The sequence below is a fragment of the Streptomyces sp. NRRL S-378 genome, assembly GCF_000720645.1.
Lineage (GTDB): Bacteria > Actinomycetota > Actinomycetes > Streptomycetales > Streptomycetaceae > Streptomyces.
In genome coordinates, this window is the sequence record NZ_JOBX01000050.1 from 1 (window position 1) to 13,709 (window position 13,709).

A 13,709-nucleotide genomic window follows, 5' to 3' on the forward strand; every position below is an offset into this window, starting at 1 on the left:
GACCACCGAGATCTACCCCTCTCTATTCGTCGGCAGCGTCAGATGTGTATAAGAGACAGGCCCTACGGCGCGCCCGAGACCCTCGGCGCTCCCACCGCCGCCTTCGACGCGCCCGGGGGCCCCGGCGATCCGTGGGCCGCGCGCGCCCCCGGCTACGGCTACGGCTCCGCCCCGTACGGCGGCTACGCGCAGACCGCCCCGGCCACCAACGGCTTGGCCGTCGCCGCCCTGATCGTCGGCTGCTTCGGCATCGTGCTGGGCCTCGTCCCGCTCCTCTTCTGGCTCGGCGGCATCATCGCCGTCACCGGCCTGGGCCTGGGCATCGGCGCCATCGTGCGCGCCAACAAGGGCGCCCCGAACAGGTCGATGGCCATCCTCGGCACCGTTCTCGCCGGGGTCGGCGTCCTCGCCTCCATCGGCGGCTTCTTCCTGACCGTCGCCGTGATCGAGCGGACCTCCGACCGCATCGAGGCGGGCATCGACGAGGACGACCTGGACCTGGACGGCCCGTACCCCAGCAGCGAGCCGTGGCCGTCCACGTCCCCTTCACCCTCCCAGGTCCCGGGACTGACCAGCGCGCTCCCGTTCGGCGAGACCTTCACCTACTCCAACGGCGTCAAGGTGAGCCTCTCGAAGCCGACGAAGTACGAGCCGAAGGGCATCATCGCCCGCGAGGAGGTCAAGAACGCGGTCCAGATCACGGTCACCATCACCAACGGCTCGACCGCGCCGCACGAGGTGATCTACGCCGTGCCCAACGTCCGTGACGACAAGGGCATGACCGCCGAGATGGTCTTCGACAGCGGCGGCGGCAGCAGCGTCCCGAAGATGGTGCAGGGGTCGATCCTGCCGGGCGAATCCGCCAGCGGCGTCGTGGCGTTCGAGGTCCCCGAGGGCACCGCGAGCATCACCGCGGACATCTCCGCCGGAACCCTGCTCGACGACGTGAAGTACGCCGGGCCCATCGGCTGACACGGCCGTTCGGCGAGCCCTGCGTACGGCCCGCAGCAGGCCGCACGCAGGGCCCCGCGCCAAGCCCGCGGCGGCCCCGCGGGAGCCCCCCGCCACGCCGCGGAACCCGGGAAACAGGCGGGACCCAGGACATCGCGTCAGAAAGACGATTAGACTGGGTCCCGTGCCTCAACTACGCCTCGCTCTGAATCAGATCGACTCGCACGTCGGCAACATCGCCGCGAACGCCGACTCGGTCGTCCACTGGACCCGGCACTCCGCCGAGCAGGGCGCCCATCTGGTGGCGTTCCCGGAGATGGTGCTGACCGGGTACCCCGTCGAGGACCTCGCCCTGCGCAGTTCCTTCGTCGAGGCCTCCCGCAGCGCACTGCGCGGACTCGCGGAGCGGCTGGCCGCCGAGGGGCTCGGCGAGCTGCCGGTCGTCGTCGGCTACCTCGACCGGACGGAGCAGGCGAGGCCCCGCCTCGGGCGCCCGGCCGGCTCCCCGGAGAACGCGGCGGCCGTCCTGCACCGCGGCCGGGTGGTGCTGCGCTTCGCCAAGCACCACCTGCCCAACTACGGCGTGTTCGACGAGTTCCGGTACTTCGTGCCCGGCGACACGCAGCCGGTGATCCGGGTGCACGGCGTCGACGTGGCCCTGGCCATCTGCGAGGACCTCTGGCAGGAGGGCGGCCGGGTCCCGGCCACCCGCTCCGCCGGAGCCGGGCTGCTGGTCTCGATCAACGCCTCCCCGTACGAGCGCAACAAGGACGACGTACGCCTCGAACTGGTGCGCAAGCGGGCCCAGGAGGCCGGCTGCACCCTCGCCTACCTGGCGATGATCGGCGGACAGGACGAGCTGGTCTTCGACGGCGACTCGATCGTCGTCGGCGCCGACGGCGAGGTCGTCGCCCGCGCCCCGCAGTTCTCCGAAGGCTGCGTCCTGATCGACCTCGACCTGCCGGCCGCACGCGCCGACGCCCCCGAGGGCGTGGTCGACGACGGACTGCGCATCGACCGCGTCGTCCTGTCCGAGGAGCCGGTGGAGCCGTACGAGCCCGTCGTGACTGGCGGCTACGCCGACCGCCTCGACGACGACGAGGAGGTCTACGACGCGCTGGTCGTGGGCCTGCGCGCGTACGTGAAGAAGAACGGATTCCGCTCCGTCCTGATCGGGCTCTCCGGAGGCATCGACTCCGCGCTCGTCGCCGCCATCGCCTGCGACGCGATCGGCGCGCAGAACGTGTACGGCGTCTCGATGCCCTCGAAGTACTCCTCGGACCACTCCAAGGGCGACGCGGCCGACCTGGCCGAGCGCACCGGCCTGAACTTCCGGACCGTGCCGATCGAGCCGATGTTCGACGCCTACATGGGTTCGCTGGGCCTCACCGGCCTCGCCGAGGAGAACCTCCAGTCCCGGCTGCGCGGCACGCTGCTGATGGCCCTCTCCAACCAGGAGGGCCACATCGTGCTGGCCCCCGGCAACAAGTCGGAGCTGGCCGTCGGCTACTCCACCCTGTACGGCGACTCGGTCGGCGCGTACGGCCCGATCAAGGACGTCTACAAGAGCGACGTCTTCCGGCTCGCCCGGTACCGCAACCGGGCAGCGGCCGAGCGCGGGGAGACCCCGCCGATCCCGGAGAACTCGATCGTGAAGCCGCCGAGCGCCGAGCTGCGCCCCGGACAGGTGGACACGGACTCGCTGCCGGACTACCCGGTCCTCGACGCGATCCTCGCCCGGTACGTGGACCGGGACCAGGGGCTGGACGAGATCGTGGCCGCCGGCTTCGACGCCGAGCTGGTCGCGAAGACCCTGCGGATGGTCGACACGGCCGAGTACAAGCGCCGCCAGTACCCGCCGGGCACGAAGATCTCCGCGAAGGGCTTCGGCAAGGACCGCCGGCTGCCGATCACGAACGGCTGGCGCGAGCGGGCCTGAGCGGCACGCGCGCGGGGGCCCACCGCTGGTGCGGTGGGGCCCCGCGTGCCGCTCCGGGCGGCCGCTACTTGTTCACGGTCAGCCGCGCGGCGACCGGCAGGTGGTCGCTGCCCGTGCGGGGCAGGGTCCAGGAGGCCTCGGGCCGGATCCCGCGGACCATGATCTGGTCGATGCGGGCCATCGGGAACTGCGCCGGCCAGCTGAAGCCGAAGCCGTCTCCGGCCGCGCCCTGCGTGGAGCGCATCTGCGAGGTGACCTCGGAGAGGGCGCGGTCGTTCATGGTGCCGTTCAGGTCACCGAGCAGGACGACCTTCTTCAGGGGTTCGGCGGCGAGCGCGGCGCCCAGCGCGTCGGCGCTGTCGTCGCGCTGGTTGGCGGTGAAGCCCGCGTTCAGCTTCACGCGGACCGAGGGCAGGTGCGCGACGAAGGCCGCGACGTCGCCCTGCGGCGTGGCGACGGTGGCCCGCATGGCCCGGGTCCAGCCCATCCGGATGTCGACGGGCGCGCTGCCGCTCAGCGGGTACTTGCTCCACAGGCCGACGGTGCCCTCGACCGAGTGGTACTTGTACGTGGCCGCCAGGGCCTTCTCGTAGACGGGGACGACGCTTCCCTTGAGCTCGGTGAGGGCCAGGACGTCGGCACCGGAGCGGGCGACCGATGCGGCGGTGCCGCGCGGGTCGGGGTTGTCGGCGTCGACGTTGTGGGTGGCGACGACCAGGTCGCCGCCGGTGCCGGACTTGTCGAAGACCAGGCCGCCGAAGAGGTTCAGCCAGACCACCGCGGGCAGCAGGACCGCGATCAGCGCGGTCGCGGACCGGCGCAGGACCGCGCCGGCCACCAGAACCGGAACGGCCAGGCCCAGCCAGGGCAGGAAGGTCTCGGTGAGGCTGCCGAGGTTGCCCACGTCGTTGGGCAGCTCCGCGTGGAGGATCATCACCAGCGACAGCAGGACGGCGATCCCGGCCAGGACCAGCCCCCGCCGCCAGACCCCTGGATCCCTGCGCAGTTCGGCCAGCCGGCGCCGGAAACGGGACTCGGAGGGCTCGGGCTCCGAGCCGCCGTTCCCCGGTTCCGTCCTGTACGCCTGTGCCATGCCACTGCCCTCACTGCCGTGCTCGCGCTCCGTCCCCGCCCCTTGACCCTAGGCGATGAAGCGGAGCCTTCCGTGCCGTACGTCACGACCGTCCGTCGCGGTCGCACGTCCGGGAGGACGAACGGCCGTACGCAGAGGGTTCCGCTTGTCACGAAACGCGCACATTGGCGTACCCGGACCGGCGGACCCCGCGCACCACTTCCGCCCGCGCCCCCGGGGATGCCACCATGGTGGGTGAGTCCGGGGACACCGTGAGGGTGCCTCGAGATGACACAAGGAGCAGTTGCAATGACGCACGCCGTTTCGCCTGCCCGCGAACCCGCAGCCGCGGCCTCCCCCACCCTGTACGGAGGCACGGGCACCCGGCGCATCACCGTCCGCGACCTGACCCTCGCCAAGGAACGCGGCGAGAAGTGGCCCATGCTCACCGCCTACGACGCGATGACCGCGTCCGTCTTCGACGAGTCCGGCATCCCGGTCATCCTCGTCGGCGACTCGATGGGCAATTGCCACCTCGGTTTCGACTCCACCGTCCCGGTGACGATGGACCACATGACCATGCTCTCGGCGGCCGTCGTACGCGGCACCAGCCGTGCGCTGGTCATCGGCGACATGCCGTTCGGCTCGTACCAGGAAGGCCCCGTGCAGGCGCTGCGCAGCGCGACCCGCCTGGTCAAGGAGGCCGGGGTGGGCGCCGTGAAGCTGGAGGGCGGCGAGCGTTCGCTGGCCCAGACCGAGCTGATCGTGCAGGCGGGCATCCCCGTCATGTCCCACCTGGGCCTGACCCCGCAGTCGGTCAACGCCATGGGCTACCGGGTGCAGGGCCGCGGCGACGAGGCCGCGCACCGGCTGCTGCGCGACGCGAAGGCCGCGCAGGACGCGGGCGCGTTCGCGGTCGTGCTGGAGCTCGTCCCGGCCGAGCTGGCCGCCGAGGTCACCCGGTCCCTGCAGATCCCGACGGTCGGCATCGGCGCGGGCGCGGAGTGCGACGCGCAAGTCCTGGTGTGGACCGACATGATGGGCCTGACCGGCGGGAAGATGCCGAAGTTCGTCAAGCAGTACGCGAAGCTCCGCGAGACCATGACGGACGCGGCGAAGGCCTTCGCCGAGGACGTCGTCGGGGGCACGTTCCCGCAGGAGCAGCACGCGTTCCACTGAGACCGCTCCGCGGACGCACCCGCTGATGCGGACGCGCCCCGCTGATGTGAGGTGAACCGTTCCGACAGCCCGCCGACCGCGTGTCGGCGGGCTGTCGTATGTCTGTCGTACGTTTGTCGGTCGCCTGTCGGAGCTTTGTCAGTGGCGCCTGGTCCCATGGTGGACATGACGCGAAACGACAAGAACCCCAACGCCGTGGAGGTGCGGGGGCTGGTCAAGCACTACGGCGAGACCAAGGCCCTCGACGGTGTCGACCTGGATGTCCGGGAGGGCACGGTCCTCGGGGTCCTCGGGCCCAACGGCGCCGGCAAGACCACCCTGGTGCGCTGCCTCTCCACCCTGATCACCCCGGACGCGGGCACGGCGACCGTCGCCGGCTTCGACGTGGTCCGCCAGCCGCGGCAGCTGCGCCGCACCATCGGCCTGACCGGCCAGTACGCCTCGGTCGACGAGAAGCTCTCCGGCTGGGAGAACCTCTACATGATCGGGCGGCTGCTCGACCTCTCCCGCAAGGACGCCCGCAGCCGGGCGGACGAGATGCTGGAGCGCTTCTCCCTGACCGAGGCGGCGAAGAAGGCCGCCATGCACTACTCCGGCGGTATGCGGCGCCGGCTCGACCTGGCCGCGTCGCTGATCGGCCGGCCTGCCGTGATCTACCTGGACGAGCCGACCACCGGTCTCGACCCCCGCACCCGCAACGAGGTGTGGGACGAGGTCCAGCGCCTGGTCGCGGAGGGCGCCACCGTGCTGCTGACCACGCAGTACATGGAGGAGGCCGAGCAGCTGGCGAGCGAGCTGACGGTCATCGACCGCGGCAAGGTCATCGCCAAGGGCAAGGTCGACGAGCTGAAGGCCCGCGTCGGCGGCCGCACCCTGAAGATCCGTCCCGTGTCCGCCGCGGACCTGCCGGGCATGGCCCGCTCGCTGGCCGAGGCCGGACTGGACGGCGTGGCCGGCTCCCAGGCAGTGCCGGACGAGGGCGTGCTCCTCGTGCCGATCCTGAGCGACGAGCAGCTGACCGCCGTGGTCGGGCTGCTGGCCGCCCGCGGGTACGCGATCGCCGACCTCGGCACCTACCTGCCCAGTCTCGACGAGGTGTTCCTGGCCATCACCGGCCACAAGCCCACTCTCGTCGAGGACTCCGTTCCCACCGAGAAGACCGAGGAGGTCGCGGCATGAGCACCGTAACCACGACGAAGCCCGCTCCCTCCGCGCCCGGCCCGGCCCCGGCGGCCGCCGCGCACGGTGAGGGACGGATCGGCCTGCGGGCCAACCTGCGGCACATCGGCGCCCTGGTGCGCCGCAACGCCCTGCAGATCAAGCAGGACCCGGAGTCGATGTTCGACGTCCTGTTCATGCCGATCATCTTCACGCTGCTGTTCGTGTTCGTCTTCGGCGGCGCGATCTCCGGCAAGGGCAACCAGGCGGACTACGTGAACTACGTGGTCCCGGGCCTCATGGCCATGATGGGCATGAACATCGCGATGGCGGTGGGCACCGGTGTGAACGACGACTTCAAGAAGGGCGTGATGGACCGGTTCCGGTCCATGCCGATCGCCCGGTCGTCCGTGCTCCTCGCCAAGATCGTCGTCGAGCTCGGCCGGATGATGGTGGCCATCGCGATCCTGCTGGGCGTGGGCTTCATGCTCGGCCTGTCGATCAAGTCCTCGGTGCTGGACCTGCTCCTCGCCATCGGACTGTCGGCCGTCTTCGGCAGCGCGCTGATGTGGATCTTCATCCTGCTCGGTCTCACCATGAAGACCGCCCAGGCCGTCCAGGGCATGGCGATGCTGGTCCTGATGCCGCTGCAGTTCGGCAGCTCGATCTTCGCCCCGCCGTCGACGATGCCGGGCTGGCTGCAGTCCTTCACCGACTACAACCCGCTGTCGAACCTTGCGGACGCCGCCCGCGCCCTGATCAACGGCACCCCCGTCGGTGACTCGGTGTGGATGACGCTGCTCTGGTCGCTGGCCATCACCGCGGTCACCATGCCGCTCGCGGTCCGCAAGTTCCGCCAGAAGACCTGACCCGCGGACCGGTCCACTCCGGATCGCGTCCCGGACGGGCACCGGCCGGGGGCCGGGTCAGACGAGGGCGGTGGCCTCCTCCAGGGTGAGGCCGCCGCCCTCGGCGTACGCCGCCTCGTAAGCGGTGTCGCCGAGCGCCGACCGCGCCTGCTTCTCGGCGAAGGCGAAGTCCTCGCGTTCCGTCGTCACGGGGAAGTGGGCGGGCGGCAGCAGGGCGCGGTAGGCACCGAGCAGCCGGGCACCGTCGTACTCCCGCTGCGGACCGCCGGGCGACACCAGGGAGACGGCCGCGGTCAGCAGGAAGGTGGCGGGCAGGTGCGGGGCGACCATCAGCGCCAGCGGGTGCCGGAAGGCGGCCGTGGTCTCGCGGACCCGCTGCAGGGCGTCCTCGTAGCGGCCGTCCTGGTTGTCCAGCCAGGCCGTCGTGGCGAGCAGGAACACGTCGAAGATCGCGTAGGCGCCGAAGGCGAACTCCTCGCGCAGCACCCGGATCTGGACGCGGGCCTCGTCGATCCGGCCGGTGCGGCCGAGGATGCCGGCGAGGAACATCCGGGCGGCGGGCATCGCCTCGTTGCCGAACTGCTGCACCGTGGCGGTGATCTCGGTGAGGATCCGCTCGGCGTCCGCGATCTCACCGTTCTCGGTGAGCGTGCCGGCCATCCGGACGCGCAACACCGTCACCTGCGCTTTCGCGCCGAGGCGTTCGGCATACGCGATCGCCTCGCGGTAGTCGCGGGCGGCCAGGGCGTGCTCGCCGCGCCGCTCCCGGGACTCGGCGCGGGCGGAGAGCGCCTCCGCGCAGCCCCAGTCGTCGCCGAGTTCCCGGAAGAGTTCCAGGCTCTCGTCGGCGTCGCGGGAGGCGTCGCCGGCCCAGTCGGCGCGGTTGGCGAGGATGTTGGCGCGCAGCTGGAGGGCGGAGGCGAGCTCCCAGCGGTAGCCGAGCGTGCGGGCGGTGGCGACGGTCGCGTCGACGACGCGCTTGAGCATCCCGGCATCGCCCGCGATCATGACGGCGTAGATCCACAGGGAGGCCGGTGTGCGGCAGGTCTGCGGGAGCCCGGGCCGGTAGGTCGCGATCACCCCGTCGACGAGGGCCCGGACCTCGGGGTCGTCCCAGTCCTTGTTGGTCTGGTCCCGGGACGCCAGCCGGACCAGGTGCAGGGCGCGCCAGGCCTCGTCGAGCACCTCACCGCGGTAGGGCGGCGGCGAGTCCACGAGCTGCCCGTACACCGGCTGGGCGGGGACGACGGGGACGGCCGCGAAGGGGTTGGGGCCGAGGGTCGCGACCGCTTCCGCCCAGTGCCGGGACTCGGTCCGCTGGTCGTGCAGGTGCCAGTACCACCCCAGGGCGTGGACGAGGCAGAGGGCCTCGTCCACGTCGCGGGTGGCGACGGCCCGGCGCAGGGCCGTACGGAGGTTCTCGTACTCGGTGGCGAGCCGCTCGGCCGCCTCCCGCTGGCGGTGGCCGCGCAGCAGGGGGTCGCTGGTCCGGGCGAGTTCGCGGTAGTGGACGAGGTGGCGGCGGGCGGTGGCTTCGCGGTCGCCGCCGGCTTCGGTGAGGCGCTCGGCGGCGTACTCGGCGACCGTCTCCAGGAGGCGGTAGCGCATGCCGGAGCCGCCGGGGCCGGGGGCGGCGACGACGAGGGACTTGTCGACGAGGGAGCCCAGGACGTCGGCGGCGTCGTAGCCGGCGTCCCCGGACGGGTCGGCGCAGACGGCTTCGGCGGCGGCGAGGTCGCAGCCGCCGGCGAAGACCGACAGGCGGCGCAGGACGGTCCGCTCGGCCTCGTCGAGGAGGTCCCAACTCCCCCGGCACCCCGAGGGGTTCGCGGCTGGTGGCGAGGATCTGAACGCCCGGGCAGTGGGTGAGGAGGCGTTCGGCGAGCTCGGCGGCGGCCTCGACGACGTGCTCGCAGTTGTCGAGGACGAGCAGCAGGCTGCGGTGCGCGCAGTGCGCGACGTCCTCGGGGTCGTCGACGGGGGCCAGTTCGACGAGCCACACGCCGTCGGGCCAGCGGCCGTGCGGCTCGTGCGCCTCGGCGGCCTCCTGGGAGAGGCGGGTCTTGCCGGCGCCGCCAGGCCCGAGGAGCGTGACGAGGCGTGCCCGCGCGAGGTCGTCGCCGATGACGCGGATGTCGTCCTCGCGGCCGACGAAGGTGGTCAGCCGGGCCCGCAGGTTGCCACTCCCCCGTCCGGCCGGTGCGGTGGGCCGGGCGGCGCCGGGCCGGGCGTCCGCACCCGCACCCGCTCCGCCCTGCGGACCGGCGGCCCGGGAGACGGGCCCCCGGCCGACGACCGGCGCGTGGCCGGGCGCCAGGGCCGGGCCGCCGGTCGGGCCGTGGGCGTGGCCCGGGGCCGGGGCGTCGGCCGGGGCCGGGGCATGGGTCGGGGCTTGGGCGTGGCCCGGCACCGGGGCTGGGGCGTGGCCCGGCACCGGGGACGGGCCGTGGCCCGGGGCCGGGCCGTCGGCCGGGGCCGGGCGGTGGCCCGCAGCCGGGCCGTCGGCCGGGGCCGGGCCGCCGGGGTGTGCGAACCTCGGCGGCCGGGTCGCCGGGCCGGAGCCCTCCGGGGCCAGGAGTTCGGCGTGCAGGGCGCGCAGGGCCGGTCCGGGGTCCGTGCCGAGCCGGTCGGCCAGGTCCCGGCGTACGTCGTCGTAGGCGGACAGCGCCTGCGCGGCGCGGCCCGCGTCGCGCAGGGCCCGGATCCGCAGCGCCTGGAGCGGCTCGTCCAGGGGCTGCCGCGCGCACAGCTCGGTCAGCTCCGGCAGGGCGTGCTCGGCCCGGCCCAGGGCCAGGGCCGCGGTGAGCCGGCCCCGGCGCGCCTCCATCCGTACGGCCTCCCAGCGCGCGGCCTCCGCGGCCGGGTCGGGCAGGTCCGCGAGGGCGGGGCCGCGCCACAGGGCGAGGGCCTCCTCGTACAGGGCGGTCGCCTCGGCCGGGTCCGGTGCCTCGGCGCCGGCCAGGGCCAGCCGCTCGAAGCGGTACAGGTCGACGTCCTCGCGCTCGGCGGCCAGCCGGTAGCCGCCGGCGGCGGACAGCACGGCCGTGTGCCCCAGCGCCCGTCGCAGCCGCGCCACCAACGCCTGCAGGGCGGCCACGGCGTCGGCCGGCGGGTCGCCGTTCCACACCTCGTCGACCAGCAGCCGGGCCGGTACCACCCGCCCCGGGCGCAGCGCGAGCGCGGTCAGGAGCGCACGCAGGCGGGCTCCGCCGACGGCCACGGGGGTCCCGTCGTCGCGGAAGACCTGGGCGGAGCCGAGAATCGCGTAACGCACCGGCCCATTGTCCCCGGACCCCGGCTCGGCCCCGAACAGTTTTCCGTGCGAGCCCCGGGATAGGTTTCCCCGCATGGGTCATCAGGGCACCCGCCACGAGCGGCGGATCAGTTCGGTATTCCTCGGGATCTTCGCCGTCATGGCCGTCACGGGCTGGGCGGTGTGGACGGGGTACTCGACGAGCGCCGGCCTCGCCGTGTTCCTCTTCGTGACGTCGGCGTGGATCGTCTCCCTCTGCCTGCACGAGTACGCGCACGCCCGCACCGCCCTGCACGGCGGCGACCTCACGGTCGGCGCCAAGGGCTACCTGACGCTGAACCCGCTGAAGTACACGCACGCACTGCTCAGCATCGTCCTGCCGGTGGCCTTCGTGATCCTGGGCGGGATCGGCCTGCCGGGCGGTGCGGTCTTCATCGAGCGCGACCGGATCCGGGGCCGCTGGAAGCACAGCCTGATCTCGGCGGCGGGACCGCTGACGAACGTGGCCTTCGCGGTCGTCTGCACGGCCCCGTTCTGGCTGGACGCGCTGGACGGGGTGCCGCTCGCCTTCCGCTACGCGCTCGGCTTCCTCGCGATGCTCCAGGTGACGGCGGCGATCCTGAACTTCCTGCCGGTGCCGGGGCTCGACGGGTACGGGGTGATCGAGCCCTGGCTGTCGTACCGGGTACGGCGCGAGCTGGAGCCGCTGGCGCCGTTCGGCCTGATCGCGGTCTTCGCGCTGCTGTGGATCCCGGCGGTCAACGCCGTGTTCTTCGACGCGGTGGACGCCGTGCTGTCCGCGCTGGGCGTGTCGGACCTGGAGACGTACTGCGGCCGCGACCTCTACCGCTTCTGGCAGGACGGCGCAGGCGTCTGCGCGATCCCGCAGGACTAGGTCGACCGGGCCTCCCGGGGTCGGCGATCATGAATGCCGAGACGCGGAGGGAACGGGGCCATGGGGAACCTGGAGATCAGCACCGGCGACATGCGGGACGTGGTTCGGCTGCTGACGGCGGTGGAGCGGACGCCCGAACAGGACGAGGTGCTCGGCCTCGTGCGGGAACGGTGCGCGGGGACCGACGCCCGCTTCGCACGCCAGGGCATCGCGCTGGGCGTACCGGTCGCGCAGGCCCTGGAGGAACTGCTGGCCGGCAGCCCCGGTGCGGACATGGAGCCGGGCTACCGGTACGCCTTCCAGGCGCTGGTGGCGGAGAACTTCTCCGACCCCTACGACCTCGGCCACTGGCGGCGGCCGTCCTGGTTCCACACCGTCGACGACGAGCTGGTCCGCTGCGGTGTCCCGTCCGACCTGGCGCCCGCCGCGCTGCTGTTCACGGGCCCGCCGGTCCCGCTCCCGCATCCGGGCGACGCCCACCCGTCGATGGGCACCTTCCCGGCCCCCCGGGCCGCGGAACTGGTCGAGGCGTACGAGGCGGTCCTGGACCGGCTCGACCCCGAGGTGCGCGAGACGACGGAAGTGCTGCTTGAGCCCCTGCGCGACGCGGCCGAGCAGTGGGAGTGGACGAAGGAGGCGGGCCGGACGGAGGACACCCTCTTCTTCTGGCTCGGCTGAGCGGCGCGGGCCGCCCCTCTCAGGCGTTGCGCGCGGTGGCGGCCTTCTCGGCCTTGGCCTTGCGCATGTAGTACCAGGCCATGTTCGACGTGAGACCCGCCAGCAGTACCCACACGATCCCGAGGAAGCTGCCCTCCACGAAGGCGACGACGGCTGCGGCCACAGCGAGGACGCAGACGACAACGGCGAAGACGGCAAGGCGGGGCATGGGAAAAGCTCCTCGGGGACACGAAAGGGGGGTCGAGCCCCTCCAGTGTCCCCCATGCCCCGCAGTGCTGCCGTAAAGGGCTCCGCCGGCTGGGGTGGGTCAGACGTCCGTCGTGCGGAGGCCTGCGTGGGCCTTGTAGCGGCGGTTGGTGGAGATCAGGTTCGCCACGAGGGCCTCGACCTGGTGGGCGTTGCGCAGGCGGCCCGCGAAGATGCCGCGCATGCCGGGGATGCGGGCGGCCAGGGCCTGGACGATGTCGGTGTCGGCGCGGGATTCGCCGAGGACCATGACGTCGGTGTCGATCTCGTCGATCGACTCGTCCTGGAGGAGGACCGCCGAGAGGTGGTGGAAGGCGGCCGTGACGCGGGAGTCCGGGAGGAGGGCCGCGGCCTGCTGGGCGGCGCTGCCCTCTTCGACCTGGAGGGCGTAGGCGCCCTGCTTGTCGAAGCCGAGCGGGTTGACGCAGTCCACCACGAGCTTGCCCGCGAGGTCCTCGCGGAGTGCTGCGAGGGTCTTGGCGTGGCCCTCCCACGGCACCGCGATGATGACGATGTCGCTGCGGCGCGCGCACTCGGCGTTGTCCGCGCCCTCCACGCCGAGCCCCAGTTCGTCGGCGGCGGTGTGCGCCCGGTCGGCGGCACGGGAGCCGATGATCACCTTCTGGCCGGCGCGGGCGAGCCGGTAGGCGAGGCCGCGGCCCTGGTCGCCGGTGCCGCCGAGGACGCCGACGACGAGGCCGGACACGTCCGGCAGGTCCCACGGGTCCTTGGCCTGCGGCTTCTGCGTGCTGTCTGAGGAAGTCATGGGGGCGAGGGTACTGCCGGGTAGCTCACAGTCGAAGAGCCGGGAAGCGCCCCCCGTGTCGGCCCGATGCGGCAGGATGCGGCCATGGATGCCGTCAGGGTCGCCCTGCTGCGCGAGGTGCTCGCCGGTACGCAGTGGCCGGGCGACGCGCGCCGCTTCGCCGGCTCGCTGCGCCGGTCCGTCGTTCCGGTCGGCGGGAAGCTGCTGCTCGTGGGGACCGAGGGCTACGAGCCCTGGCACCTGGCGGCGCACCTGGTCGACGAGGCCGCCTGGTCGGGCCTGCCGGAGCTGGCGCCGACGCTCGTGCGCCACCGGGTCCGGCCCGGGCAGCCGCCGCACCTGTCGGTGGGGCTGGGCCGGCTGGCGGCTGCCGGGCGCGGGCACACCGTACTGGTGGTGGCGCCCCGTGAGCCGGGCGCGGGGCTGCTGGAGCGGGTGCACGACGCCCGTCGCGCCGGGGCGACCGTACTGTCCCTGGACGGCGGGGACCGGGACCTGGGGGCGCTGGCGCACGAAGCGCTGTCGGTGCCGGACGCCGGCGCCGAACTGGACCTGGACACCGTGCAGCACCTGGTCAGCGCGGCGGTCGGGGAGAACGGCCCGCCGGCGCAGCGCGGCTCCCGCCGACTGCGGGACCGGCTGGCGGGGCTGGCCGACCGGCTGATCGCGCCCCCGCCCAGCCGCTGGTAGTCACCGAGGGCGG

At 73.0% G+C, this 13,709-nt stretch carries 11 protein-coding genes and 1 pseudogene; 8 read left to right on the forward strand and 4 right to left on the reverse strand.

Going from position 1 to position 13,709, the window contains the following annotated elements; translation table 11 throughout:
• A partial coding sequence (locus IH80_RS0128375) for a DUF4190 domain-containing protein (protein WP_234432409.1) occupies nucleotides 1-972 on the forward strand: 972 nt, incomplete at its 5' end.
• A gap of 163 nt (nucleotides 973-1,135) precedes the next feature.
• Entirely contained in the window at nucleotides 1,136-2,890 is a 1,755-nt protein-coding gene (locus tag IH80_RS0128380; protein WP_030964290.1) for an NAD+ synthase, read from the forward strand.
• 64 nt (nucleotides 2,891-2,954) lie between these two features.
• On the opposite strand, the gene IH80_RS0128385 is transcribed toward IH80_RS0128380, so the two are convergent.
• Complete coding sequence (locus IH80_RS0128385) at nucleotides 2,955-3,983, reverse strand: endonuclease/exonuclease/phosphatase family protein (protein WP_030964291.1); 1,029 nt, start codon at nucleotides 3,981-3,983, stop codon at nucleotides 2,955-2,957.
• Between the two features lie 288 nt (nucleotides 3,984-4,271).
• Here IH80_RS0128385 and panB point away from each other — a divergent pair, with 288 nt between their 5' ends.
• The 3 genes from panB to IH80_RS0128400 all read left to right on the forward strand — a co-directional run bounded on the left by panB (nucleotide 4,272) and on the right by IH80_RS0128400 (nucleotide 7,168).
• Complete coding sequence (gene panB, locus IH80_RS0128390) at nucleotides 4,272-5,141, forward strand: 3-methyl-2-oxobutanoate hydroxymethyltransferase (RefSeq protein WP_030964292.1); 870 nt, start codon at nucleotides 4,272-4,274, stop codon at nucleotides 5,139-5,141.
• A 156-nt stretch (nucleotides 5,142-5,297) separates the two neighbouring features.
• Nucleotides 5,298-6,320, forward strand: a complete 1,023-nt coding sequence (locus IH80_RS0128395; RefSeq protein ID WP_030964294.1) for an ATP-binding cassette domain-containing protein — start codon at nucleotides 5,298-5,300, stop codon at nucleotides 6,318-6,320.
• A complete protein-coding gene (locus IH80_RS0128400) occupies nucleotides 6,317-7,168 on the forward strand; it encodes an ABC transporter permease (RefSeq protein ID WP_030964295.1) in 852 nt (283 codons plus the stop codon). The genes IH80_RS0128395 and IH80_RS0128400 overlap by 4 nt, the downstream gene beginning before the upstream one ends.
• 57 nt (nucleotides 7,169-7,225) lie before the next feature.
• On the opposite strand, the pseudogene IH80_RS46285 reads toward IH80_RS0128400, so the two are convergent.
• Nucleotides 7,226-10,442: pseudogene (locus IH80_RS46285) on the reverse strand (AfsR/SARP family transcriptional regulator).
• A gap of 73 nt (nucleotides 10,443-10,515) precedes the next feature.
• Between IH80_RS46285 and IH80_RS0128410 the strand changes: the two are divergent.
• A complete protein-coding gene (locus IH80_RS0128410; protein WP_030964296.1) occupies nucleotides 10,516-11,316 on the forward strand; it encodes a site-2 protease family protein in 801 nt (266 codons plus the stop codon).
• A gap of 60 nt (nucleotides 11,317-11,376) precedes the next feature.
• Nucleotides 11,377-11,994, forward strand: coding sequence for a DUF7691 family protein (locus IH80_RS0128415; protein ID WP_030964298.1), 618 nt, complete (start codon nucleotides 11,377-11,379; stop codon nucleotides 11,992-11,994).
• 19 nt (nucleotides 11,995-12,013) lie between these two features.
• Here IH80_RS0128415 and IH80_RS0128420 read toward each other — a convergent pair whose 3' ends face one another.
• A complete protein-coding gene (locus IH80_RS0128420) occupies nucleotides 12,014-12,202 on the reverse strand; it encodes a hypothetical protein (RefSeq protein WP_030849047.1) in 189 nt (62 codons plus the stop codon).
• A gap of 99 nt (nucleotides 12,203-12,301) precedes the next feature.
• Complete coding sequence (gene npdG, locus IH80_RS0128425) at nucleotides 12,302-13,006, reverse strand: NADPH-dependent F420 reductase (RefSeq protein ID WP_030964299.1); 705 nt, start codon at nucleotides 13,004-13,006, stop codon at nucleotides 12,302-12,304.
• Nucleotides 13,007-13,090: 84 nt separating this feature from the next.
• Between npdG and IH80_RS0128430 the strand changes: the two genes are divergently transcribed.
• Entirely contained in the window at nucleotides 13,091-13,696 is a 606-nt protein-coding gene (locus IH80_RS0128430; RefSeq protein ID WP_030964300.1) for a hypothetical protein, read from the forward strand.
• Nucleotides 13,697-13,709: the final 13 nt, after the last annotated feature.